19 protein-coding genes and 1 riboswitch are annotated in these 25,714 nt (G+C 68.0%); of the genes, 11 read left to right on the top strand and 8 right to left on the bottom strand.

Annotated features, from left to right (window positions below):
• Positions 1 to 14: 14 nt before the first annotated feature.
• On the top strand, positions 15 to 1,259 hold the full coding sequence (locus ABEA30_RS03300; protein ID WP_345578956.1) for a DNA cytosine methyltransferase: 1,245 nt from the start codon (positions 15 to 17) through the stop codon (positions 1,257 to 1,259).
• Positions 1,260 to 1,268: 9 nt separating this feature from the next.
• Here the strand turns inward: ABEA30_RS03300 and ABEA30_RS03295 are convergent, their stop codons facing one another.
• Complete coding sequence (locus ABEA30_RS03295) at positions 1,269 to 1,712, bottom strand: very short patch repair endonuclease (protein WP_345578953.1); 444 nt, start codon at positions 1,710 to 1,712, stop codon at positions 1,269 to 1,271.
• Between the two features lie 81 nt (positions 1,713 to 1,793).
• Here ABEA30_RS03295 and ABEA30_RS03290 point away from each other — a divergent pair, with 81 nt between their 5' ends.
• On the top strand, positions 1,794 to 2,621 hold the full coding sequence (locus tag ABEA30_RS03290; protein WP_345578951.1) for a protein NO VEIN domain-containing protein: 828 nt from the start codon (positions 1,794 to 1,796) through the stop codon (positions 2,619 to 2,621).
• Between the two features lie 1,226 nt (positions 2,622 to 3,847).
• Here ABEA30_RS03290 and ABEA30_RS03285 read toward each other — a convergent pair.
• Complete coding sequence (locus ABEA30_RS03285; RefSeq protein ID WP_345578948.1) at positions 3,848 to 4,519, bottom strand: GntR family transcriptional regulator; 672 nt, start codon at positions 4,517 to 4,519, stop codon at positions 3,848 to 3,850.
• A 121-nt stretch (positions 4,520 to 4,640) separates the two neighbouring features.
• On the opposite strand from ABEA30_RS03285, the gene ABEA30_RS03280 reads away from it, so the two are divergent.
• From ABEA30_RS03280 to ABEA30_RS03250, 7 genes are all read left to right on the top strand, one after another.
• Positions 4,641 to 5,513 carry a dihydrodipicolinate synthase family protein gene (locus tag ABEA30_RS03280; RefSeq protein WP_345578945.1) on the top strand — a complete coding sequence of 291 codons (873 nt, stop codon included), beginning with the start codon at positions 4,641 to 4,643 and terminating at the stop codon, positions 5,511 to 5,513.
• Position 5,514: 1 nt separating this feature from the next.
• Complete coding sequence (locus ABEA30_RS03275) at positions 5,515 to 6,468, top strand: phosphoglycerate dehydrogenase (RefSeq protein ID WP_345578942.1); 954 nt, start codon at positions 5,515 to 5,517, stop codon at positions 6,466 to 6,468.
• 19 nt (positions 6,469 to 6,487) lie between these two features.
• The gene (locus tag ABEA30_RS03270; protein ID WP_345578939.1) at positions 6,488 to 7,780 is read left to right on the top strand and encodes an ABC transporter substrate-binding protein; all 1,293 of its coding nucleotides are present in this window, start codon (positions 6,488 to 6,490) and stop codon (positions 7,778 to 7,780) included.
• Between the two features lie 62 nt (positions 7,781 to 7,842).
• Positions 7,843 to 8,778, top strand: coding sequence for a carbohydrate ABC transporter permease (locus tag ABEA30_RS03265; RefSeq protein WP_345578936.1), 936 nt, complete (start codon positions 7,843 to 7,845; stop codon positions 8,776 to 8,778).
• A complete protein-coding gene (locus tag ABEA30_RS03260) occupies positions 8,775 to 9,632 on the top strand; it encodes a carbohydrate ABC transporter permease (protein ID WP_345578933.1) in 858 nt (285 codons plus the stop codon). Before ABEA30_RS03265 ends, ABEA30_RS03260 begins: the two co-directional genes overlap by 4 nt.
• Before the next feature lie 2 nt (positions 9,633 to 9,634).
• Positions 9,635 to 10,543, top strand: coding sequence for a ribokinase (rbsK, locus tag ABEA30_RS03255; protein ID WP_345578930.1), 909 nt, complete (start codon positions 9,635 to 9,637; stop codon positions 10,541 to 10,543).
• A 486-nt stretch (positions 10,544 to 11,029) separates the two neighbouring features.
• Complete coding sequence (locus ABEA30_RS03250) at positions 11,030 to 12,451, top strand: plasmid pRiA4b ORF-3 family protein (RefSeq protein ID WP_345578927.1); 1,422 nt, start codon at positions 11,030 to 11,032, stop codon at positions 12,449 to 12,451.
• Between the two features lie 131 nt (positions 12,452 to 12,582).
• Here the strand turns inward: ABEA30_RS03250 and ABEA30_RS03245 are convergent, their stop codons facing one another.
• Both ABEA30_RS03245 and ABEA30_RS03240 read right to left on the bottom strand, forming a co-directional pair.
• Positions 12,583 to 13,098, bottom strand: a complete 516-nt coding sequence (locus tag ABEA30_RS03245; protein WP_345578924.1) for a phage tail protein — start codon at positions 13,096 to 13,098, stop codon at positions 12,583 to 12,585.
• 30 nt (positions 13,099 to 13,128) lie between these two features.
• Positions 13,129 to 13,542, bottom strand: coding sequence for a hypothetical protein (locus ABEA30_RS03240; protein WP_345578921.1), 414 nt, complete (start codon positions 13,540 to 13,542; stop codon positions 13,129 to 13,131).
• Between the two features lie 394 nt (positions 13,543 to 13,936).
• Between ABEA30_RS03240 and ABEA30_RS03235 the strand changes: the two genes are divergently transcribed.
• Positions 13,937 to 19,546 (top strand): beta strand repeat-containing protein, encoded by a 5,610-nt coding sequence (locus ABEA30_RS03235; protein WP_345578918.1) that lies wholly within the window; start codon positions 13,937 to 13,939, stop codon positions 19,544 to 19,546.
• A gap of 63 nt (positions 19,547 to 19,609) precedes the next feature.
• Here the strand turns inward: ABEA30_RS03235 and ABEA30_RS03230 are convergent, their stop codons facing one another.
• The 3 genes from ABEA30_RS03230 to thiC all read right to left on the bottom strand — a co-directional run bounded on the left by ABEA30_RS03230 (position 19,610) and on the right by thiC (position 23,046).
• Positions 19,610 to 20,101 (bottom strand): DUF456 domain-containing protein, encoded by a 492-nt coding sequence (locus ABEA30_RS03230; protein WP_345578915.1) that lies wholly within the window; start codon positions 20,099 to 20,101, stop codon positions 19,610 to 19,612.
• A gap of 125 nt (positions 20,102 to 20,226) precedes the next feature.
• The gene (locus tag ABEA30_RS03225; protein ID WP_345578912.1) at positions 20,227 to 21,132 is read right to left on the bottom strand and encodes a nuclease-related domain-containing protein; all 906 of its coding nucleotides are present in this window, start codon (positions 21,130 to 21,132) and stop codon (positions 20,227 to 20,229) included.
• A 195-nt stretch (positions 21,133 to 21,327) separates the two neighbouring features.
• The gene (thiC, locus tag ABEA30_RS03220) at positions 21,328 to 23,046 is read right to left on the bottom strand and encodes a phosphomethylpyrimidine synthase ThiC (protein WP_345578909.1); all 1,719 of its coding nucleotides are present in this window, start codon (positions 23,044 to 23,046) and stop codon (positions 21,328 to 21,330) included.
• Positions 23,041 to 23,147, bottom strand: a riboswitch (TPP riboswitch). It overlaps the preceding gene by 6 nt.
• 99 nt (positions 23,148 to 23,246) lie before the next feature.
• Here thiC and ABEA30_RS03215 point away from each other — a divergent pair.
• A complete protein-coding gene (locus ABEA30_RS03215; protein WP_345578906.1) occupies positions 23,247 to 25,298 on the top strand; it encodes a hypothetical protein in 2,052 nt (683 codons plus the stop codon).
• A gap of 183 nt (positions 25,299 to 25,481) precedes the next feature.
• Here the strand turns inward: ABEA30_RS03215 and ABEA30_RS03210 are convergent.
• Positions 25,482 to 25,714: hypothetical protein (locus tag ABEA30_RS03210; RefSeq protein ID WP_345578903.1), on the bottom strand; the 233-nt coding region annotated here is incomplete at its 5' end.

Raw genomic sequence — 25,714 nt, 5'->3', positions numbered from 1 at the left:
TGAAGGATGGTCATATGGGCAGCTTGGTCGACTTGTTTGCGGGCTGTGGTGGCATGTCCCTGGGCATGGAGCGAGCTGGTTTCCACTCGGTCTTCGTCAACGAAATCAGCCCCCACGCGTTGTCGACCTATGTCAGGAACCAGCCGGCCGACTCGGTCGTCCACGATCCCGAGTACCAGGCGAAGGACATCCACGACCTTACGGGTAGCGCGCCGTCCTTGGCCCGCCTGAAGGACCAGGTGCGTGAGGCAAGCGGTGGCGACGTGGACCTCGTTGCGGGCGGGCCGCCGTGTCAGGGGTACTCCGGGATCGGACATCGGCGAACCTTCAACCTCGACAAGGCAGAGATTCCCAGCAACCACCTGTACAGGGAGATGGCAAGGGCCGTCTCGGCCCTCGAGCCCAAGGCGTTCATCTTCGAGAACGTGGCGGGCCTCCTCACCTCCAAATGGACCAAGGGGGGAGCTCGCGGGGAGATCTGGCGCGCCGTGCTGACCGAGTTCAAGCGGATCAAGGACAAGCGCGGTCACGAATACAAGGTCGACTGGATGCTCATCCCCTCCAAGCGGCTAGGGGTACCCCAGAACCGGCCACGCATCATCCTGTTGGGGCTGCGTCCCGACGTGGCCGAAGTCATGGGGGAGCCTGCCGGGCTGCTTCCGCCGCGAGACGATTCGGTCCTCGTCCGTCCGCCCGACCCGATTGAAATGCTGGGGGACCTGCTTTCTGTACCCTGGTCTCCCGGGGGTGTCGTCGATGTATACCACGAGGATCCCCAGAATGACGTCCAGTTGGCGCTCCGGACGCGCCGGGATGGCAGTGTGATGGCGAAGGGCGAGACCATCACCGACCAAGAGTTCTCCCGCCACTCTGAGCGCGTTCAGGAGCGCTTCCGGCTAATTCGCACGGGGCGGCCGGTGCCCAGGGGCCTGCAGACCAGGAAGTTCAACCAACGCCCCATTCCCAGGAAGTGGCCGGCGGGCGGCCCCACAATGACTGTGGCTTCCCTGCCTGATGACTTCGTCCACTTCCAGGAGGACCGCGCATTCACGGTCCGTGAGTGGGCCCGTTTCCAAGGCTTCCCCGACTGGTATGAGTTCTCGGGGCCTCGGACGACGGGTGGCCGTAGGCGTGCGGGTGATCCTGACGCCGGGATTTGGGAGAGGGACTTGCCGAAGTTCACCCAGATCGGCAATGCCGTGCCTGTGGCCATGGCTGAGTGGCTGGGCAATCAACTCCAAGGCATCCGGGACTTGTAGGTTCCGCGTTCATGTTCGCGAACTGCCCGGGCCCCTTCTGGCCTGTTCCACCGCTGCCGTGACCATGGCGACTGCCTCCTCGACTGGCACGTGCTCCCAGATCCGCACGACCGTCCAGCCTGCCTCTTCCAGCGCGTGTGTCGAAATCCGGTCCCTGGCAGAGTTGCCGTCGATCTTGGCGAGCCAGAAATCCGTCCGGGTCTTGGGCGTGACGAAGTGTTCGGGGCACCCATGCCAGAAGCACCCATCAACGAAAACGGCGACGCGGGCGCGCGTGAAGATGAGGTCGGCGGTGTACCGGAGGTCCTGCTCGGGTCTGGCGTTCACCCGGTACCGGTAGCCAAGGCGGTGCAGCCTCTGCCTGAGCCTCAACTCCGGCGTCGTGTCCTTGCTGCGTATCCGTGACATGCGTCGCCGGGTTTCCTCGCTGATCGGAACGCTCGGATCAGTCATGGGACAACCATGCCCCATTCCATGGGAGGCAAACCCCACACCCTGCAAATCCCCTGAGTGTCTGGGAGATAGAGTTCGCCCATGGCGGTTGACTGGACGCGGGAAGAAAACACGGTTGTCGTCAGCGAGTATCTGACCATGCTTGAGCAAGAGTTGAGCAAGCAGGCGTACGTGAAGAGCGCGGCCAACCAACGCGTGCAGCAGCTCACGAGGCGAAGCAAGGGGTCCGTCGAATTCAAGTTCGCCAACGTCAGCGCAGCCCTGCGTGACATCCACGCTCCCTACATCGACGGCTACAAGCCGCGGGGCAACTATCAGGCTGACCTGGCCCGTGCCCTGGACGACGCGTTGTCTTCACGCCCGCAATTGGTCGAGCTCATGCGCAGTGAGGTCACCGACGGCGCCATGCCGCGGGTAGACATCCAGTGGGACGTCGCGGAGCCGCCTGAGGTGTCGTTTACGGCTAGCCGACGCCGGCCGACCCCCTTGCATACGGATTTCGTAGCGCTGGAGGCTGCAAACAGGCAACTGGGGTTGGCTGGCGAACTATTGGTACTGGACCGCGAACGTCTCCGCTTGCGCAAGGCTGGCAGGCCAGACTTGGCGGAAGCCGTGCGTCACGTCAGCGTGGAAGATGGTGATGGTGCCGGCTTCGACATCCAGTCCTGGACCGTTGACGAGCATCCCCGCCACATCGAGGTCAAAACCACCAGGCGAGGCATCACCTGGCCGATGATCGTCAGCCGCAATGAGGTGGAGGTCAGCCGTGATCTGTGGGACTCCTATGTACTGGCTCGGGTGTATCACTTCCGTCGGCCACGAGTCGGACTCTACGAACTGCAGGGATCAGTTGACGAGACGTGTGTGCTCGAGCCGGACACATGGAGGGCCTTGCCGCGAGGCGCGTGACCCCATTCGATGGGCCCACAGGGCGTGGTCGTACTCCCCGATGACAGCGGCCGTCAGGTGAGGGTGCACACCGGGAAGCGCTCGTGGTTCTCGGCTGTAACGGGGGCTCTCTTGGCCGTGGATAGGTGACCATCGCTACCCCATGGCGCGCCCTTGATCAGGGCAAATACAGCCTTGAGGGAGGTCTTCTGACGCTCAAAAATGTCAGTGGTGGCCTATATATTCAAAGTGTCGGGAGAGCTTCAGGAAGGGCCGAAAATGACCTCGATCACCATCACCCTGGAGAAGACCCACATGCGGCGCGACGCTTGGAGTCAGGGCGACATCCGCATCATCAAAGAGGACCTCGCCTCCCTCGGGGCCGTGTCAACCGCACGGTGGCAAGTAGTACGTGCTCTGCCGCAACACCAACGGCCGGGTGGTGGCCAGCATCCATCCGGGCTACATCGATTTCCCGGCCTAGTTCGTGCCGGCAGTTCTCCGCGGGAAGTCGCAGTGGCGCGTCCTTTCCAAGCGCCGTGACGTGTCCTACGGCGGGCCATTGGGGAGCGCAGGGAGCTGCAGCCACTGCAACAATCAGCTTCCCCTGACCGGTGCCTGCGATTGCACCGAGTGACTTCGCCCAACAACCACCATTCGCTTCACTCGGAGAGGTTCACCATGTCCACAGTCATCGAGACCAGGCACCGGTGCTCGTGCGGTTTCGTCCGGCGTGGGCGGCTCCCCGCCAGGACTCGCGTCTGATGGAGGAGGTGGCCACGTGGCGGGCGGGGCTCACCGAGGCGCAGACCTATCCGGGAGGAGCCCTGATGTGGCATGCCAATTGGTCACGAGAAGGGTCCCACTGCGGGATGCAGAGCACCTGGCGGTGCGGATCTCGCTCCTTCCAGATGAGGAGTTCAGAGGCGCGACGTGTCACATCCAGGGCCGCTGGGACCAAGTGATGCGGGCGTCCAGGCACTGGATCGTCGAGGTCTGCCACGAGACGATTGTCGACGGCGCTCGAAATCTGGTCAGGTTCGGCGGCTTGGATTCCAGTGTGGCCTGGACTGGGAATGGCGATGCTCCAGACGGCAGTGGAACTCTGCCTCGCGGGCGTCGTCCTCGAAGCGCTGTGAGGGACGGTGACTCACCTGAGGCCGTGCGCTTGCACGGTGGATAGATGTCCGGTCGCTGAGGTTTGCAGTGGGGATCCCACTCGCGAAGACGGCTCCGGCCACTGCAAATTACCGCTCCGCGGATTCCTCGTCCCGAATTCTCAGAGCCTCGTGCATCCGCCTTCGGGAACCCGCAAGGTGGCGCGTCAACTCCGCTGCGAACGACTTCGCGTCACCCTTGATCGTCAGGTCCATCAACTCGGTGTGATCGGAGGCTGAGGGGCCTAGATCCGAATCTTGTGAGTTGGTTACCTCGAGGAGCGTCGCGAATATCGGGCGGTACTGTTCCCACAGGCTGAGGAGACGGGGGCTGCCCGAATTGAGGTAGTACTCGGTGTGGAAGGCCAGGTCTGCCTTGGCGTAACGCGGCCGGTCGTCTGCAAGTGCGGCTTGGCGCATCTCCTCGACGAGTTCCTGGGCAGTCTCCCAATCTGCGGCTTCCGAGGTTGAGATAGCCAGCCGGCAGGAAAGCTGCTCGGCGGCCTCCCGGATGGCGTAGAGCTCATCGATGTCCGCGGCTGTGAACGACTTCACGTAGATGCCCCTGCGGCGGGATTCCAGCAACCCCTCGCCCGTCAGGAGGCGTAGCGCGTCACGCACCGGCCCCCGGCTCACTCCGAACTTCTCGGCGAGCGCGTCCTCCACCAGATGGGTCCCGGGAGCGATTCTGCCTTGGACGATGTCGAGCCGCAGGAAGTCAGCAAGTCGATCCCCAAGCGACACGGAGCGGAGGCTGTACATGCGGCGGTACCCTTCATTGGCTGGAAGCAGATGGCCTTCTGCTTGTGTTGCGCCCAACTATAGTGCTAACGTCAGTCAACGGTAAACCGTTAACCGTTAACGAAGATGTTAGGTGTAGCAAATGGTTGTTCCTGAAGTGCTTTCCGCACTCACCGTGCCTTTCACAGATGCAGGGGAGGTCAACTTCGAGGCCCTCCGTGAGAATCTGGAGCGGATCGAGCCCCTTGTCGATGGTGTCTTCGCCGCGGGCACGACGGGGGAGTTCCCGTCGCTCTCGTTCGACGAACACGGGCGCATCGTCGAGTCGACGCTTGATGTCTTCGGCCCTGAGCGGGTCGTGGTTCACGTAGGCGCCCCCAGTACGCGCCAGTCCCTCGAACTCACGCACAGCGCGCGGTCGCTCGGCGCGACGCGGTTCGCGGCGATCACCCCCTACTACCTGCCGGCCAGCGTCGACGGCATCACGCGCCACTGGGGTGCTATCAAGCAGGCATGTGATGGCGAGCTCTACGGCTACATCTACCCGGACGTGGCTGTGACCGACCTCCTGCCGCAAGACCTGCCCGCCGTCCTGGCCAGCGGGATCGACGGACTGAAGGTGTCGGCCTCCGCCAGCGCCCGCGTCGACGAGTACCTCGCCGCTGCTCCTGATGGCATCAAGCTGTGGTCCGGAAACGACGCAGATCTCCCACACGTGATGGCCGCCGGCGGCAACGGCACCGTCTCCGGCGTCTCCGGCGCCTGCCCCGAGCCGTGGGCCGCGTTCCGCGAGGCCTACCGCGCCAGCGACGAGGCTGCGGTGGCCGCCGCCCAACAGCAGATCGAACTCATCGTCCCCCTCCTCGGCCCCAGCATCGCCAACCTCAAGTATGCGCTCTCGCTGCAGGGGCTCGACGGCGGCGCCTGCCGGATGTCCATCGATCAGCCATCCGACGACACCAAGCGCGCGATCACTGAGGCTCTGCGAGCCATCGGCTTGCTGCAAGGATCGTGACATGGGACGTGTACTAGTAGGGCCTGTGCGCTTCCGGGAGTTGTGCCCAGTGGCGTGCGAGATGCTCGAATCAGCCGGCCACGAGCTGATCCTGAATACGAGCTCGGTGCCCCTCCTGAGAGAGGAGTTGGAGCGCTTCGCGCCCAGCATCGACGCCGCCATCGTCGGGATGGATGACTGGGACGCTGACCTCATCGCGCAGGCATCCAAGCTCAAGATCCTGGCGAAGCTCGGCGTGGGCCTCGACAACATCGACCGTCAGGCTGCCCGCGAGTTGGGTGTAGACGTCACCAACGCCCCGGGCGGAAATGCGAACGCTGTGGCTGAACTCGCGCTGGGCCTGATGCTGGCGGCGGCACGGCAGATCGTCACACAGGACCGCACCTTGCACGCCGGCGGCTGGGACAGAATGACCGGCGTGGAGATCACGGGCAAGACCGTTGGCCTCTTGGGCTTCGGGATGACCGCACAGAACCTGGCCCGCCGGCTCAGGGGATTCGAGGTCGAACTCATCGCCTACGACCCGTGGGCCGACCCCTCCCGGGCCGCTGATCTACAGGTTCGGCTTGCCACGTTCGACGAGGTCGTCTCCGGCTGCGACTTCCTGAGCGTGCACCTGCCCCACACGCCCGAGACCCACCACATCGTGTCGCGCGAGCAGCTCGTCTCCATGCGGCCAGGCAGCATCCTCGTCAACACCAGCCGAGGGGGCGTCGTCGACGAACCGGCGCTGTACGACGCGTTGGTCTCCGGCGTGCCGGTGGCCGCTGGCATTGACGTGTGGGAGGTGGAGCCGCCATCCGCCGACCACCCTCTCCTCTCACTGCCCAACGTCGTGGGCACGTGTCACGGTGCCGCCGACACCTACGAGGCCTACGACAAGGTGGGCCGCGTCACTGCACGAGCGATCAACGAACGGCTTGCCGGACGCAAGCCCCTCAACATCCAGAACTGACAACGAAGGGAATCGACCAATGAAGCTCACCCGAAACCTCGCTGCAGCAGCAGCCACCATCACGCTCGTCCTGCCCCTGACCGCCTGCGGCGGCGGCGCGGGCGGCGCTGCCCAGGACGCGGACGTGACCTCGATCACAGTCGTGTCCGGAAACAACCCGTGGGTCCAGGGCATCGAAAAGCACCTCGCTGAGTACCAGGAGGAAACCGGAGTCGAGGTCAACATCGAGACCTACGGCAACGAACAGCTCAACGACCAGTACAAGGTCAAGCTCAACTCGTCGGACTCGAACTTCGATGTCATGGTCTTCCAGGTCCAGGACGTGATGCGTGAGTTCTCCCGCAATCAGTGGCTCACCGACGTCTCTGACAGGGTGGGTGCCGAGGGGTGGAACTGGGAGGATTTCCAGGAGTCCTCCCGTGACGCCGTCACTCTCGATGGTGCCATCTACGGTGTGCCGCTGATGACCGAGCGCCACGTCATGTACTACCGCAAGGATCTCCTCGAGGCGGCGGGCATTGAGGTGCCGACCACGCTCGAAGAGCTCGAGGCGGCGGCCAAGGCGCTGCACAACCCGGACGAGAACATGACCGGCATCGCCATGCGCGGGCAGAACGTGCCGGCTGTGACCCAGTTCTCCTCGTTCCTGTACTCCTTCGGTGGCGACTTCCAGGACGGCGACACCGCCACCATCAACACCCCCGAGGCGATCGAGGCCTACGAGACCTACGGGCGACTCCTTCGTGAGTCCGGCCCCGTCGGTGTGACGTCCATGGGCTGGGTCGAGGCCTCGGCCCTGTTCGCGCAGGGACGGGCGGCGTTCTACCTCGACGCCGACTCGCAGGCCTACACGTTCCTCGACCCGGATTCATCCGCTGTCGTGGAGACGGTGGACTACGCGCCGTTCCCGGCGGGCCCTGCCGGCGCCCACCCGTACAGCATCGTTCCGTGGACCGCCGGCATCAATGCCTACTCGGAGAAGAAGGATGCCGCCTGGGACTTCATCCAGTGGGCGACGAGCGAAGACATGTTCAAGACGCTCATGGCCGAGGACACCGTGCCTTCGCCGCGGGTTTCCAGCTGGGAAGATGAGGCCGCAACTTCGGCCTTCCCTGAGGGCCTGGTGAACAACGTCAAGGCAACCGCCGAGACCGCCATCGGGCACGACCGTCCGCAGCTTGAGCAGGTCGCCCGGGCCCGCGAGTTCGTCGGCGCGCCGGTCGTGACCGCTATCGACGGCGGCGATGTCGCTGCAGCCGCCGAGCAGGCCAACGCCCAGTTCCAGGAGCTCCTGGACAGCGACGGCCAGTAGACCTCAACCTCATCTGGTGGCCGCGCCCGAGGGCGCGGCCACCGCTAGCAAGGAGGCGCTGCATGACAGCAACGACCACCACCCCGGCCCTCAGCGCTGCGAGCCGGTCGAGTGCCGCCAGCACCTGGGTCAACAAGCGTGTGCGGGGGATCTTCATCCTTCCCTCGATCATCTACATCGCCGTGATGATCATTTTCCCCATCGCGTACACCGTCTTCCTGTCCTTCACCAACTCGCAAGGGGCCGTGTCGAGACCGTTCCGGTTCGTCGGCCTCGACAACTACATCTACTGGTTCACCGACACCGTGAGGTTCTGGCCGGCGGCTGGTCGGACTGTCTACTACACGGCGTTCGCCCTGGTGCTGGAATTGCTGCTGGGGCTCGCGATCGCGCTCCTCCTGCGCCGCACGTTCCGGGGGCAGGGGTTCGTGCGCGCGGCGATCCTGATGCCGCTGGTGGCCACCCCCGTGGCCATCGGCATGATGTGGCTGCTCATCTTGGAGCCGAATATCGGGATGGCGAACTACGTCCTGCAGAACTTGGGTCTCCCGCAGCAGGGGTTCCTGACGGACCCCGATCAGGCGCTGAACACCCTGATCTGGATTGACGTGTGGCAGTGGACTCCCATGATGGCCTTGATCCTGCTGGCTGGGCTGACGTCACTGCCGGATGAGCCTTACGAGGCAGCCGCCGTGGACGGGGCCAACGCCTGGCAGCGGTTCCGTCACCTCACCGTTCCCATGCTGTGGCCGACCATGGCGGCTGCCACGATGCTCCGCGCGATCGACGCGCTGAAGTCCTTCGACATCATCTACGCGACGAAGGGGCGCGGCGGCGGCTCCAGGCACGAGGCGGAGACCCTGAACATCCTGGCCTACGGCGAAAGCTTCGAGCATTCGATGTATGGACGCGCCTCCGCCCTGTTGATGGTGTTCCTGCTGCTGATCGTCGCGTCGCTGGCTGTGATCCAGATCCTCAGAAAGGCGGGTCAGCGATGACTGCCACCCACATGCCCGGTCGTCGTCGCATGACCTCCAAGGACAAGAAGCGGACCCTCGGCATCTTGCGGGCGCTGGCCATCACAGTGGTGCTCAGTGTTCTCCTGGTGCCCATCGCCTGGATGGTGTTGGCCTCCTTCCGGCGGAACCTGGACATCGTTGACCCCAGCCGATTCCTCCAGGGCGCCTTCACGATGAGCAACTACACCAACGTGTTGGACCGCTACGACTTCGCACCGTTCGTGTTCAACTCGTTCTTCGTGGCATTCGTCTCCACCCTGATCGCGCTCTTGGTGGGGGCGCCCGCGGCGTATGTGATCGCCCGCTACCGGATCAGGAATGCCACGGCGTTCCTCATGCTGGCCCGCGTGCTGCCCGGCGTGAGCCTCCTCGTGCCGTGGTACTTCGTGTTCTCGAACCTCGGCCTGGTGGGCGGCTACCCCGTCCTCATCGCCACCCACGTCTTCGTGACCCTGCCGTTCGTCGTCGCGGTGATGGCCGGCTTTTTCGATGGCGTGCCGGTTGACCTGGAAGAAGCCGCCCAGGTGGATGGGCTCACGAGGATCGGCGCCTTCCTGCGGATCGCGCTGCCGCTGTCGGTCCCAGGCTTGGCGACCTCGGCGATTCTGGCGTTCATCTTCAGCTGGAACAACTTCCTCTTCGCGCTGGTCCTCTCCAGCCAGCAGACCCGCACGCTGCCCGTGGCGATCTCCAACTTCACCGCGTACGCCTCCGTTGATTGGGGCGGCCTGATGGCGGCCTCGGTCATCATCACGCTGCCCGTCATGCTGGTTGCTTTGGCCGCGCAAAAGTACGTGGTGTCCGGCCTGACTGCCGGCGCGACGAAGGGCTGACGATGAAGGGCGCTGGGATCGTTGTCGTTGGTTCAGCCAATGTCGACCACGTCGTGGAGATCGATCACCGCCCTGCCGACGGGGAGACCATCCTCGGATCCGACCTGGTGTTCACCCCCGGGGGGAAGGGCGCGAACCAAGCCGTTGCTGCGGGTCGCCTCGGCGGTGATGTCGCCTTCGTTGGCGCTGTCGGCGCTGACGGGGCGGGCGAACTGCTGCGCACGTCGCTGCTCGACGCGGGCGTGGACATTCGAGAGTTGGCCGAGTCCGAGGCGCCCACCGGGGTCGCGATCATCATGTTGACCCCGGACGGCGAGAACTCGATCATCGTGGCTCCCGGCGCGAACAGGCACGTGACGCCGGAGGCCGTGGTCCGGGGCAGCGAAGTGCTCGCGGCCGCGCGGGTGGTGGTCGTGCAGCTCGAGATTCCGATGGAGACGGTGCTGGCCGCGGCACGGCTGGGCCGGCATGGCCGATTCTTGCTGAACGCCGCGCCGCCCCGGGAGCTGCCGCAAGAGCTGCTCGGGGCCTGCGACCCACTGGTGGTGAACGAGTCTGAGGCTGCCTACCTGCTGGGCAATCGCAGCACCTTGGACGGAGCAGAGCTGGCCTCGGCCCTACTCGGCTTGGGAGCGCGGTCGGTTGTCGTGACCATGGGTGCCGAGGGTGCCTACGTGGCTGAGCGGTCGGCCGTGCCCGTGCACGTGCCCGCTTTGCCTGTGCTTGCCGTTGACACCACCGGGGCTGGCGACTCCTTCGTGGGCGCCCTAGCTGTGCGACTTACCGAAGGCGCCTCCCTGCCTGAGGCGGCGGCTTTCGCCGCCAGGGTGGCGGCGGTGGCGGTGGGCCGTCGTGGGGCGCAGGAGTCGTACCCGACGCTCGACGAGGTGCTTGAGCCTGTCGAGCGGTAGCTCGGAATCTCACGGTGTGCGGCACCACGTTTCGATGCCGTTCATGCCAAGTGCCGAAACAGCGAATCCGTGCCGAAGAATGGGCCACCCCCATCATCCTGAAGAAAATGTTGGCAGCCGCGGCTAAGGTCCATGTGATTCGGACTTGAGCCTGCGATGAAGGTTGCTGCCCAACCCGTGGGGGCCGTCGGGGCGCAGGAGCCAAGCGAACACGTTGGAGAGTTGTTTCTCGTGGGTGCCGTGGTGCATCCGCGGAACACGCTGAACTTCTCGGCCAAGCTCCGCGACAGAGACGCAACGAGCGCGGTGACCATGGCGTCGATGCCAACTGGGCCCAGGGACATGTCCACAGGGTAGCGGCAGGCATCTTCGGCGCCGGCTTGCTCTTTGTGAGTGGCCAGGCCGACCACGGCTAAGCTTCCTAGTGCCGGCGCAGGGCATCACAGGGCGTTGGACGGTGTCGACACGCAACCACGGGCGGGAGCCATGACGAAGGACAACGACAGGCGACGGCAGATCGATGAGCTCGCGGACCAGCTCATCTCCGAATCAGGCGGGATCGACGGGCTGCTGCAGCGCCTGGGGGTCGGTCCGGCCTTCGCCATGCCCGAGCTGAGGCAACCCACGCTGCTCGCTCGCCGCGTCAAGCGCGTCGCCTACGTGCTGTGGATCCGGCTCGACGATGTGGAGCCGGAGATCTGGCGGCAAGTGGTGGTGCCCAGCGACATGACGCTGAAGGACTTCCACGAGGTGATGCAGGCCGTCATGGGTTGGGCAGATTCGCACCTGCACGCCTTCCGGATGGGTCCCGGCGAGCTGGCACGCGACGTCGCTGCCTTCGTCACGGAGCTCGACATCGAGGAGGGCGAGGAAGGCACGAAAGAGGCGGACGTGCGTCTCGACGAGGTGCTCGGCGAGCTGGGTCATCGCCTGTACTACGAGTACGACTTCGGCGATGGCTGGGAGCACACCGTCATCCTCGAATCCATCCAGCCGTGGGAGGGGATCTTCGCGGAGGTCCGGTGCTTGGCGGGCCAGGGGGCCTGCCCGTTGGAGGACGTCGGGGGCGTTCCCGGACACCAGCAACTGCTTGACGTGCTCGCCGGGCGTACGCACGACGTCGACCCGGAGTGGGCGCAGACGCTGCGGGAGTGGGCTCCGCCCGGATACGACCCGGATCACTTCGACTCCGATGAGGCCAACGAAGCGATCAAGGCGCTCGAGTGGCCCACGATGGAGGGCTGGCATCCCGAGGTGGTGGGCCTCTGCGTGCGGTTGTCTGCCGTGCAGCCCACGCTGGTGCGGCAGCTGGGGGCCGCCGTCGACAGGCAACCGCTCGCCAGCGATGAAGAAGTGGAGGAGGCCCTCGCCGATCTGCGACTGTTGCTCGAGAGAGTGGGGGCCGACGGCATCAAACTCACGCAGGCCGGGTACCTGCCGCCGGCGGTGGTCAAGGAACTGTTCGCGGGCCTGAGCCCCGCGCTCGCGCACAACCACCCGTTCAAGCCGACCACCGAGGTCAACACCGCCCCGGTCCTGTTCCTCCGGGAGTCGGCGATGGCGTTGGGCTTGGTGCGCAGGTACAAGGGCTCGTTGGTGCTGACGCCGAAGGGGCGCAAGGTGGCCGCCAGGCCGGAACTGCTGTGGCAGACGATCGTGGACGCCGTGCCGCTGGGCAAGGAGAAGTATGAGGTCGACGCCGGGCTGATCCTGCTTCTGGGCGCGGCGGCCGGGCGGGACGACTACAGGGATCGCGGGTTGTACGGGGCCCTGTTCGAAGCCGCAGGGTGGCGCGTCGACGGCCCCCCGGATGTGGGCTTCCGGCACGCGGCCGAGAGCACCAAGATGCTGCTGCGGTTGCTGGGCGACAACGCTGGGGTCGCCGCCCGCCTGATCCGCCGGGCCTGACGATCAGCCCTCGACCCTGGGCGGTCCCGGGCAGTGTCACCTTGGAGCGACCGCAAGAGATCCGTCGCTTCGCCCGGAATCCTCGTCGGACAGCGCTTCCGCCGAGCCTCCGCCCCCTCACTGCACGGGGATCAGTCCCGCGACGGGAAGACGCCCTCGATCGCGATGCACCAGTTGCCGACGAGGTACGGCGGCATGGTCGAGAACGGCTGGCTCCCGCCTGCAGGCTGGATCATGCCTGGATTCATGGCGCCACCGTTGGGCGTTGAACCGTAGGCGGCGCCACCCGTCGACACGGCGGGGACGTTGCCCTGCGGGGCCTTGGACGTCGACTGGGTGGAGGTGGCGACACCGTGGGTGTGCGCCGGCAGGTTGTTCTGGGTCAGCGTCACATGGGGCGCGCCGCCCATCTGGCCCTGCGTGTAGGGCGGCAGGCCCTGGCCCTGTCCCCGGCCCATGGGAAACCGGCCACGGAGGTCAGGCAGGGCGAAGGTCACCCGGCCGTCGCCGCCGTACTGGTTGCCGAGGAGCGCGAAGAGGGCGGAGTGCTGCGCGATGCCCATCATCTGGCCTTCGCAGGTGGCCCAGCCCCTGGGCGCGAAGTTGAAGCCGAAGAACGCAATGGTGCCGAGGAACGGTTCGAGCATGGTGGGTCCTGTCTGGAGGAGGGGGTGGGATCAGAGGCTGGCGGCGTGAGCGAGGTGGACGGACACTGGGCGGCGGTCGACGACGAGGACCGCGGTTCGTCGCCCGGGTTCGCCGTCGATGATCAGGCCCACGTCGCGCCACTGCGTCCCGGGGCCGTCGACGTCCACCAGCCCGGTGCCCACGGCAGTGGTGGCGTCACCGTCGAGCCGGAAGACGGCCGAGAAGGCTTCAGGGTCGCCGGCCGCCGCGTGCATCAGGTCGCGTACCTCGCTCAGCGTGGCGGTGACGACACCGTCGGGCGACACGAGCCTGAACCCAGAGCCGACGGCGGCTTCGAGCGCCTTCCTTCCGTCGGGGTTGATCGCGCCCGGGCGATTGGAGGCCGCGGCGGCGACCCCCATCCCCACGGGGAGCAGCACGGCAACGGCGGCAGTCCGCAACATCGTTCGTCGAGCAATGCCTGTCATGTTCCGCCCCCCGGCCGCACCGCAATGTGTCGTCGCCCGTCGAGTGCGTGCGATCCGCGACGACGATATTGCCGGCCGGGATGGGCGCGCAAGGCCTGACCGCATAGTGGGCAACGGCGGACAATCCACCTTCATCGCCCGACGCATGTCATCAATTTGTGAACAGACAATCACTCACTGCCGTCGTTGCCCCAGAATGGCACTGGTCCGGGCGGCTGCCCGGTTGGGGGGTGTCGAGACTGCAGGGGATGCTGTCGACACAGGGCACGAGAGGCCACGTATGTACCTTGGGGCGAAGATCCGACGACGTATCAGTGCGGCGCTTGCCGTCCTGCTGGTGGTAGGGGGGATCGGTGTCGGGGCCAACCCTGTGCAGGCGCGAGCCGACGGGCCCACCACCTTCACCAACAGCACCCCCATCAACGTCACCTCACCGACGGAGACCGGCCCGGCCAGCACCACGCCGTACCCGTCGCCGGTGACCGTCTCGGGCCTCAACGGGCCCATCACCAACGTCTCCCTCGCCCTCAGGGGAGTGACGCACGAGTTCGTGGGCGACCTGGACGTCATGCTCGTGGCCCCCACCGGCCAAGCCATGATCGTGATGTCGGATGCCGGGGAACCCTACAGCTGGCTGCCTGCGAGCAACGCCACCATCACCCTGGCTGACGGCGCAGGAGCGTTCCCCGCGACCGGGCCCCTGCCCAGCGGCACCTACTCGCCGACGAACAACAACGGATACCCGGACACGTTCCCGGCCCCTGCGCCGTCCCCGGGAGGCGCCACCACATTCGCCGCCGCCTTCACCGGCCTCGCCCCCAACGGCACGTGGCGCCTGTACGTCACTGACAACGCCACCGGCGACGACGGCATCATCGCCGGCGGATGGAGCCTGACAATCACCACCGCGACGACCGCCGCCGCCACCCAGACCAGCGCCGGATCGCTCGTGAGCCAGGTCTTCACCGATCAGACGTCCACCCTGTGGGCGGAGGTCACCTCGGGCGGCCAGCCCGTCACCACGGGCACCGTGCGCTTCCACATCGGCGCAACAACGCTGGGCACCGGCTCACTGAACGCCGCAGGCAGGGCCCAGGTCTCAGTTGCGTCAACCAGCCTCCCCGAGGGCATCACCACCGTGACGGCCACGTACTCCGGCAGCGCCGAGCACTTGTCGAGCGCAGCGACCTTCTCCCACGAGGTCATCTCCAAGTCCGTCACCGAAGGCTTCCGAGTCTGCAACGCCGCACCCCTCACCATCAGCGATGGCCCGGCGAGCGTGTACCCGAAGCGGGTGCTCGTCTCCGGCCAGACGGGCACCGTCACCTACGCCCGGGTGTACCTCGATGGCCTCAGGCACCCTTTCACGGCGGACCTTGACGTCATGCTGGTCTCGCCCACGGGAGAGAGCCTCATCGTCCTCAGCGACGTGCCCGGCAGCCTCGATCCCGCCCGCGACGTCATCGTCACCGACGAAGGCTACGAGGTCACGGACTTGACGGGCCAGCTCGTGATCACGCCCACGAACTACGGTGAGTCGGGCACCGACGTCTTCCCGGCCCCGGCTCCCACCCCGTCGACGCACACCACCTTCGCTGACGCGTTCACCGGGGTTTCGCCCAACGGCCTGTGGTCCCTCTACGTGGCCGACGACGCCGTCGGCGATGCGGGCGCCCTGGACAAGTGGTGCCTGGAGTTGAGGACCAGCAATCCCACCACGATCACGCTGAACGCCCCCACCACGGTCAGCGCCGGCAGCGACGTGGTGGTCACGGCCAACGTCGCCGTCGAGGGCGACAACACGCCCGTGACCGGCGGAACCGTCACCTGGACCGTCGACGGCCATGCCTCCACCAGCCCCGTGGGGCCCGACGGAACCGCCAGCCTCACGCTGCCAGTGATCCCGCGCGGTGTCCACACCGTCGCCGCGTCCTACTCAGGAACCGGCAACTGGGACGACAGCACCGCCACGCCGGTCACGATCACGGCGCAGGCCAGCACCGCAGTGTCGCTCACTGCTCCCGCCACCGTCGCCGCCGGCTCGAGCTTCAGTGTCACCGCCAGGGTCAATGCGCCCTCGGGAACGGTCGGCACCGGCACCATCTCCTACTCCGTCGACGGCGGGGCTCGCGTCGAGGCGGGCCCGGTCGCGGCGGGCGCAGCCACCTTCACCATCCCGGCGCTGAGCCGTGGTGCGCACCAACTCGTGGCCTACTACACCGGTGCCGACGGCTGGCGTGACTCGACGTCTGCCACCTCCACCGTGACCAGCGTCGCCTCCACCGCCGTCGCGATCGCTGCACCCGCCACCGTCGCCCTGGGCAATCCGCTGACGATGACCGCAACGGTCACCGCGCCGGACGGTGCCGTGACGGGCGGCCAGGTGGCCATGCACGCGAGCCACGACGACTCGACCTCCACGAAGACCGTGGGCGCCGACGGGAAGGCCAGCTTCACCGTCGCCGACGTCCCGCGCGGCAGCCACACCTTCTCCTTCACCTACACCGGCCCGAACGCCTATGTGTCGGGTTCCACCGCCACGGCCTCGGTGACGGTGCAGTCCCCGACGACGGTCTCCCTCGCCGCCCCCGCCACGGTGCTGCACGGCACGGACGTGGTGGTCACCGGCACGGTGCTGGCCGCCGATGGGCCCGTGACCGCCGGCACCGTGTCCTACACGCTCGACGGCGGTGCCCCGGTCGTGGTCGGCACTCCGGGTGCTGACGGCACGGTGTCGTTCAGTCTGGCCGGCCTGGCGCAGGGCAGCCACGTCATCCGTGCCCAGTACACGGGCGCCGACAACTGGACCGGTTCGACCGCCGCCGCAGTGTCCGTGGTCGTCCAGACCGTCCCGGCCATCACCCTGACGGGCCCATCCGTCGTCGACACCGGCGACCCCGTCACGGTCACCGCCACCGTGCGCGACGGCGCCGATCCGGTCACCGACGGCACCGTCACCTACCGCGTCGACGGCGGGCCCCCCGTCACCGCAGCCGCTCTGAACGGCGGAGGAACCGTCACCTTCACCATCCCGGGCCTGACCCGCGGCAGCCACACCATCAGCGCCTCCTATGCGGGGACGGGTGCCTGGGCCGACAGCACCGCCACGCCGATCACGGTGACCGCCCAGTCCGGCACTGAGCTCACGCTGACGGCGCCTACCACCCTGCCCATCGGCGAGGACCTCGAGATCAAAGCCACGGTCTCCGCCGCCGACGGCCCGGTCACCGAGGGCACCGTCACCTACTCCGTCGACGGCGGGGCCCCCGTCACGGCAGCAGCCCTCGCCGCCGACGGGACGGTGACGTTGACCATCCCGGGCCTGACCCGCGGCAACCACGCCATCGCCGCCAGCTACACCGGCGCCGATGACTGGACCGACAGCACCGCCACCCCGGTGACGGTCGCGGTCCAGTCGGCCACCACCGTGGCGCTCGAGGCTGAGACGCCCGTCCTGACCTCGGCAGGCGTCACCGTGACCGCCACGGTCACCGCAGCCGACGGCCCGGTCACCGACGGCGTCGTCAGGTACACCGTCAACGGCGGCGCCCCCGTCGCCGCCGGCGCGCTGGACGCGGACGGCAGCGTCACCTTCACCGTCCCGGGGCTCACCGGCGGCATCCACACGATCGCCGCCACCTACACGGGTGTCGGCGGCTGGACGAACTCCACGGCGGCCCCGGTCACGGTGACCGCCCTGGCACCCACGAGCCTCACACTCGACGCGCCCGCCACCGCGGCGGTCGGTGAGACCGTGACACTCGCGGCCACGCTCACCATCGATGGCAGTGCACAGGGCGGTGCCACCGTGACGTTCCGTTACGGTGACCTGTCGTTCGTCCGGACCACGGACGCGGCCGGAGTGGCCAGGCTCAACCTCACCCTGCCGCGCGGCGCGCACCCGTTCGTCGTCAACTTCCGGGGTGCGGACGAGTTCAGGGCCGATGCCACCGCCTCCGCCTCCGTGACGGTGCAGTCCGCGACGACGACCACGCTGTCGGCCCCCGCGACGGTGCTCCACGGCACGGGCCCGGTGGTCACCGCCACCGTCATCGGTGCGGACGGCCCCGTGACCGCCGGCACCGTGACCTACACGGTCGACGGCGGCGCCCCCACCGCTGCGGGCACCCCCGATGCGGACGGCGAGGTCTCGTTCACGCCGGCCGGCCTGACGCCGGGCAGCCACGTCATCCGCGCTCAGTACACGGGCGCCGACCACTGGACCGACTCCGCCGCCGCCGCGGCGACCGTGATGGTCCAGACCGTCCCCGCCATCACCCTGGCCGCCCCGGAGGTGGTCGACACCGGAGACCCCGTGACCGTCACCGCCACCGTGCTCGACGGCGGCGAACCCGTCACCGCCGGCACCGTCACCTATCGCGTCGACGGCGGGACCCCCGTCGCCGCGGAGGCATTGAACACCAAGGGAATCGTCACGTTCACGCTCCCGGGCCTGACCCGGGGCAGCCACACCATCAGTGCCTCCTACACGGGCACGGGGGCCTGGACCGACAGCACCGCGGACGAGATCGTCGTCACGGCCCAGTCCGGCACCGCGGTGACGCTGTCCGCAGACGCCCTCATCCCGCTGGGCGCCGAGCTCGAGGTCACCGCCCAGGTCACCGCCGCCGACGGCCCGGTCACCGACGGCACCGTCACCTACACCGTCGACGGCGGCACCCCCGTCGCCGCGGGCACCCCGGCTGGCGACGGCACCGTCACCTTCACGGTCCCGGGCCTGACCACCGGCAACCACACCATCGCCGCCAGCTACACCGGCGCCGACGACTGGACCGACAGCGCTGCGACGCCCCTCGAGGTCGTGGTCGACGGCACCACGACCCTGAGCTTCACCCCGCCGGCCACCATCGTCGACGGCGAGCCCGTGACGCTGCGCGCCGAGGTGACGGCGCCCGCCTCCACCCCGACCGGAACCGTCACGTTCCTGGAAGGCACGCCGGCGCTGCAGACCGCCCAGGTCCTCGCCGCGTCCCCCACGGCGACGCTGTCCGGAACCGTCCTGGGCACGGTCGCCCTCGTCGACGGCGTGGCGGAACTCACCACCACGCTCCCCGCCGGCGTCCGCACCATCACGGCCGTCTACGCGCCCAGCGGCGGCTTCGGAGCCAGCTCCCAGGGCGCCCGGATCGACGTCATGCCGATCGCCGCCGCCGAGACGCCCGAGGCGATCTCGGAGGGCGACGGCGTCACGTTGTCGGCGGCGGGTTCCAGCCCGGCGGCCACCATCGGCTGGGACCTCGACGGCGACGGCGACCACACCGACGCCACGGGCGCCGTCGTCACCCTGACGTGGGCAGAGCTGGTTGCCTTCGGCATCGACGACGGCCCCGCCACCCATGAGATCGGGATCCGAGCCGAGGTCGACGGGCTCATCTCCGAGTCGACGGTCGAGTTGCGGGTCGACAATGCGGCCCCGACGCTGGCGATCGTCGACGAGCCCGTCGGGCCCTTCGTCGCCGGCAAGCCGGTCACGATCCGGGTGGGAGCCGATGACCCGTCGGCGTCGGATGCGCTCATCACCTACCGCGTCAACTGGGGCGACGGCACGCCGGTGGTCGAGGTCGTCAGCTCGGAACAGCCGGAAGTGAGCCACGTGTTCGCGGCGGCGGGTTCGTTCACCGTCACCATCACCGCCACCGACCCGGACGGCGACGAGGACACGCTGGTCCTGTCGCTCGACGTCGTCGCAGCACCCGTCAGCCCGACACCGTCCGCGCCCACCACGCAGACTCCCGGGAGCCCGACGCCGAGCACGCCGACTCCGGCCACGCCGACGCCGAGCACGCCGTCGTCGGTCAGGCCCACGACCCCGACGGTTCGGCCGGGCCTGCCGTCCACCGGTGGCGGTGACGGCCTTGCCGCGGCTTCCGGGCTGGCAGGGCTGTTGGTGCTGACCGCGGCCGCCGTCGCGGTGGCCCGCCTGCGCCGACGGGAGGAGCCCACGACGTCGCGGCACTGAGGGTGCTTGGCGTCCGGCGGACGCCCCAGCCGTGGTGCTCGGGGGTGCTGGGGTCGGCGATGGTCACCAAGCGGTGACGATGCTGATCGCCAGCACCACCACGGCCACCATGGCGCAGGCGAGTTCCACGAGGATGCCCAGCCCGAGCGCCTTGACGGTGGCCAGGCTGGTGGCCACGGCCTGGCGGAAGTCGCGCAACCGGTACCACTCCGCCAGGAGCAGGCCCAGCACGAAGCCGATCGGCAGCCCGAAGCCGGGCAGCACGAAGACGCCGACGATGCCGGCAACCACGCCGACGACGACCGGCCACTTCGGCACCTCACGCTGCTGCAGGGACCTGCCAGTCAGTAGCCAGCTGCTCACGGCGCCGATGACCAGGAGCACTGCGGCGATGCCGAACGCCACCCACCCCCAGGAGGAGCCTCCCCAGATGGCCCACACGAGCGCGCCGATGCCGATGGCCAAGCTGCCGGGAAGCACCGGCACCACGATGCCCGCGAGGCCGACGAGGGCGAGTGCGCCTGCGGCAAGGGCCGCGATCATTTCCGTGGTCACCGGTCAAGCGTAGGGCGGCACCCGGCCAGGTGCGCCGCACGGCTCAGGGGAGGCCGGCGCGGTCGAACTCCTGCGGCAGAGGTTCTGTACCGCCGCGAGGTGCTCGTCGGGGTGGTGCTGGGCGATCACCCGAGCCACGTGGTGCTGCGGCGCGCGTGCTCGAACAGTATGTCGACGGTGGGCTGGGGCAGCCGTTCCGGGAGTCGCCGCAGGTGCTTGCGGAGGCGGTTGCGGTTGATGACCGTGACGTCGTCGGGTTGGGCCTTGACGGTGAAGTCGTCGGCGTTGATGGGGACCACCATGCCGCGGACGTGGACGTCGAAGCCGGCCGCCTGCGACAGCAGCTTCGCGGCGCGTTTGGCTTCGTGGCGCGAGTTGCGGATGTGTGGCTGGCGCACGCCGTTGACCATGAACGTGTTGCCGCCCACCCACACCTTCATCCCCGCGTGGTTCTTCGAGTTGATGGAGAACACGCCGGCTGGGCCGATGAGGAGGTGATCGATGTCGGCGTCGTTGGCGCCCACCGGGATGGAGTGGAGGAACAGCCAGCGCGGGTCCTTCTCCTGGAGCTTCTGCAGTTCGGCCGCGACCAGCCGCTCGCCGATCGCACCGCGCTCCCAGGGGGAGCGCGCGTGCTTGCCGAGGAAGATGCGGCGAAGGAGGGTGGCCCGCTGACCTGCGGCGTGCGCCGCGTCGATCTGGGCTTGGAGGGAGATGCCGGGGGCGTTGTGGGCGAGGTCGATGACGGTCGGTGGGGGAGGTGCCGGCGAGGCATCCGGGTCCTTCGACCGGCCGGGGGCGGCCGGCTCGGGAGCCGGGCTCGGGCTCGGCTCACCCTCCGGGCGACTCCATGCTCCGACGGCGGCGGTCAGCTCGTCGGACAGCGCAGGCTGCCCCGGGTGGTGGGTTCCGGCCACCACGTCGAAGTAGCCCACCTGCTCAGAGTCGGCCACCCTCGTCACGTACAGGCGGTCCTTGCCGTACCGCCGCCACCGCTTGAACTCGTACTGAGCACTGCTGTCGTCCCCCATGGTGGACGAGGGTAGCCCGCGAGCCCTCTGGGTGGGGTCCAAACGGAACGCTGCAGCGCGTTCAGGCGGCTCGCCCAGGATTTCTCTTCCTCAAAAGGCACCCGGTGTGGATTATCCACACCGACCCGCCGCTGAGGAAGAGAAAAGTGCGGGCGGGCCGACCGCTGGCCAGCCCGCCCGCCCTGAGCGCCTTGATCAGGCGGTCCTCACCTCGGAGATGTCGAGGTAGACCTGCGCGCCCTTCTCCCGGAACTCCCGCGACTTCGCCGCCATGCCCGACTCCGCGTCGGCGCCGGAGCCGAAACGCGCCCTGATGTCGCTGGTGATCTTCATCGAGCAGAACTTCGGCCCACACATGGAGCAGAAGTGCGCCGTCTTCGCCGGCTCGGCAGGCAGGGTCTCGTCGTGGAACGCGATGGCGGTGTCAGGGTCCAGCGACAGCGCGAACTGGTCGTGCCACCGGAACTCGAACCGCGCCTTGCTCAACGCGTCGTCGCGCACCTGCGCACCCGGGTGGCCCTTCGCCACGTCGGCCGCGTGGGCCGCGATCTTGTACGTGATCACGCCGGTCTTCACGTCGTCGCGGTTCGGCAGCCCCAGGTGCTCCTTCGGCGTGACGTAGCAGAGCATCGCCGTGCCGTGCATGGCGATGACGGCGGCGCCGATCGCCGAGGTGATGTGGTCGTAGCCCGGCGCGATGTCGGTGACCAGCGGCCCGAGGGTGTAGAACGGCGCGCCGTGGCACCAGTCCTGCTCGAGCCGCACGTTCTCCTCCACCAGGTGCAGCGGGATGTGGCCCGGGCCCTCCACCATCACCTGCACGTCGTACGCCCACGCCCGCTCGGTCAACTCGGCGAGCGTGCGGAGCTCGGCGAACTGCGCCTCGTCGTTGGCGTCGGCGATCGAGCCGGGCCGCAGCCCGTCGCCCAGGCTGAAGGCGATGTCGTAGGCCGCGAAGATCTCGCACAGCTCGTCGAAGTGCTCGTAGAGGAACGACTCGCGGTGGTGCGCCAACATCCACCCCGCCATGATCGAGCCTCCGCGGCTGACGATGCCCGTCACGCGCTCGGCGGTCAGCGGCACGTACCGCAGGAGGACGCCGGCGTGCACGGTCATGTAGTCGACGCCCTGCTCGGCCTGCTCGATCACCGTGTCGCGGTAGACCTCCCACGTCAGGTCCTCGGCCTTGCCGTCCACCTTCTCCAACGCCTGGTACAGCGGCACGGTGCCGATGGGCACGGGGCTGTTGCGGATGATCCACTCGCGCGTGGTGTGGATGTCGTCGCCGGTGGACAGGTCCATCACGGTGTCGGCGCCCCAGCGGGTGGCCCACGTGAGCTTCTCCACCTCCTCGGCGATCGAGCTGGTCACCGCCGAGTTGCCGATGTTGGCGTTGACCTTGGTGAGGAACGCGCGCCCGATGATCATGGGCTCGCTCTCGGGGTGGTTCACGTTGGAGGGGATGATCGCGCGTCCGGCGGCCACCTCCTCGACCACCTTCTCGACGGCGACCCCCTCCCGCAGCGCCACGTAGCGCATCTCCTGGGTGATGATGCCGTTGCGCGCGTAGTGCATCTGCGTGACGCGCTTGCCGGGCAGGGCCCGGACGGGTTCGTGGCGGCGGCCGCGCCACTGCTCGGAGGCGGCACCTCGCCGGACGGCGGCGCGTCCGTCGTCGGCGAGGTCGCGGGGCCGGGCCTCGTGGGCCTCGGTGTCACCGCGGGCGTCGATCCACTCCTGACGCATGGGCGCCAGGCCTTCCACGGGATCGGCGGTGGGCCCGCAGGTGCGGTAGACGTGCACGTCGGCGTTCGGTACGCCACCCGGCGACTCCGCCAGGCTGATGGCAGTGACGGGGACGCGGACGTCCCCGTCGGAGATGGTGACGGCACGGTGCTGCGGATGGATTTCCATCGGAATCTCTCTTCCTTCGCCGGCATGACCCGGACAGGTTCGACGGTCCAAGCGGCATCAGCTTGATCTCAGCCCGTGCCCGGGCACCCGTGGGATGCCGAGAGTCAACCACAGAGCGGGGTCAGTGAGCGGGCTGTCCATATCCGCCGCGGTTGGCTGCCCCGACCCTTGATGATGGGGATGTCCGGACAGGAGGCACGATGCAGTTCCCCACAGACGCCCCCGTCGCATTGCGCGACCGGCTCGACGTCGGCCTGCTCGTCACCTACCTCCGCTCCTCGAGCCGGACGCGCCCCGTCGTGCTGCTGACCGTGGCCGACGGCGCCAACCAGCCGTTCGTGTCCGCACCGGACCTTGCCAGGGAGTTCGGCCGCGACATCGACGTCGTCACGCTCCCCTCGAAGGACCTCACGTTTGCGCTCTCGGACGCCGTGGGGAAGGAGGCCAGTGCCTTCCTCGGTGCCTGCCGCGTCTACCCGCCCGGCGACCGCTGGCAGAGCAACCCACGATCCCTCTCCCTGCACCTCGGCCGCGACGAGGCAGAGCGGCGCGCCATGCAGTCGAGGATCGCCGACGACGTCCGCCGTGCCCTCAGCGCCGCAACCCCGACGGCGACACCGGCACCGCGGGTGGCCCCGGCCGGCCCGGGCACGGTGCCCAAGCCGGGGCCGCCGTCGCCCCCAGCCGACGGGGTGCGCATCGTCGACGACCCGGCCTCGGCCGCGGCGCTCGCGGCGCACCTCACGACGCCGGCACGGAAGCGGCCCGTGGTGGTGATCACGCGGGCCTCAGGCGCCGCCGCGGCCTACGTCGACGCCGAGGAGCTGCGCGCCGACCTCGCCGGCCTGGCGGATGTCGCCGAGATCACGGGAGCCGAAGCCAGCTGGGCCTTCTCGCAGGCCGTGCCCGACCAGTGCCAGGTCTACGGCGGCGCCTCCCGCGTCTATCCCATCGGCGACGACTGGACGGCGGATCCCTACCTCTCGCCGTTGCGCTTCGCCTATGGGCCCTCCGACAAGGTGAAGGTCACCCGCCAACTCATCTCCGACGCGCTCTCGATGGCCGCCCGCGGTGGGCTGACGCTCGGCTCCGGCACCGAAGCCCCCTGCGTGGTGACGGGCGAGGTGCAGGGCGTCATCGGCGACCGCGCGCTGGTGACCATCCCGGGCGTACAGATGGGCGGCACGCTGTGGCCCGAGCTCGTCCTGCCCGACCTCGCGGCGGAGCGGCTGTTCTGCAAGGGGATGAGGGTCGTCGGCACGTTCGACCCGGAGTCGCGCCGCATCGACGTCACCGGCATGCGGCGCTCGGCCGTCGACGCGCTCTCGGGCTACCGGGACGGCGACACGGTGCTGGCCCGGGTGGTGGGTGTCGACGGCGGCGGGTGCGATGTCGAGCTGTTCCCGGGGGAGGTCCGCCGCGTGGGGGCGGAGGACATCGCGGAGGATGGCGCCACCGTCGCCGACCTCGTGGCCGCCGGCGACGTGGTGGCGCTGTGGTTCGGCGAACCCGAGGCCGGCCAGTGGCTCCTCTCGATGCTCGACGCCGCGGACCCTGCCGAGGCCGTCCCCGCGCCGTCGGTGCTCGACGGCGGCCCACCCTGGCTGGTGACCGTGGACAAGGCGGAACCAGCCGGGGACGACGAGGCGCCTGAAGGGGCCGAGGAGTCCACTGGGCTCACTCCGGAGCAGCAGCGCGAGAAGGCGCTGATCATCAAGCGGCTCAGGAGGGCGGAGAACGAGATCGAGGAGCTCACGCTTCAGCTGCAGGAGAGCAGGAAGCGGCTCCGGGCGGCACAGAAGCGGCTGAAGCGCAGGCAGGGGGCGGTCACCGCGGTCGACAGGCTCTTCGAGGGGGACGCCGACCAGCTGGACTTCGAGATCGGTGCCGCATGGGCACGGATGATCCCGCCGGCGCAGAAGCACGAACTCCGGCTGCGCCCGCATCGGTTCGGCGACCACTTCCTCGCCACGATGGCCGAGGTGGAGGGAATTGCCAGGGACAAGGTGGTTGAGGTGATCGTCCACGTGCTCACCGGGCTGGACGCGGAACTCGACTCGAGGGGCCGATACCAACTTCGCACCGGTGAGGGTGGCGACAACCCGGCCCGAACGAGGAACGGGGGAGAGGTGTGCTGGCGGGTGAGCCTCCAGGCCAACACCCCGGGAGCCAGGCGGCTGCACTACTGGACGTGCCACGACTGGACCATCGAGCTGAGCTCCATCAGGGTCCACGACGACTATCGGCCCTAGCCAAGGCCGATTGCCAACGGCGGCTCGGCCCCGCGACACGCCCGGGCGTCGTCATTGCACTACCGCGATTTTGCATCCGCCGCAGGATGTGTCTAATATTGGTCTCCGCGCAAGCGACCGCCTGACAGGCAAAACCCCCAGTCACATGGGGATTGAGCTCTATTTGGTGGCAATCCGGCCAGATCACACGATTTGACAGGCCGGAAAGCCAGTGAGTAAAGTTCGGCGGGTTGCCCAAGCGGCAAAACAAAAACTCAACGAAACAAGCCAAACCGGCCGATTTGACAGGCTGAAAAACGGTAAGTAAAGTTGATCGAGTTGCCCCAAGCGGAAATCGCTCTTGTTGGAGTGGTGGATGTGCGGGTCGCACCCGAAACTTGAGAACTCAACAGTGTGCTTTAAGTCAATGCCAAATA

The organism is Tessaracoccus lubricantis (assembly GCF_039544535.1).
Taxonomy (GTDB): Bacteria; Actinomycetota; Actinomycetes; order Propionibacteriales; family Propionibacteriaceae; genus Arachnia; species Arachnia lubricantis.
This window is presented reverse-complemented; position numbering and strand designations above follow the sequence as displayed.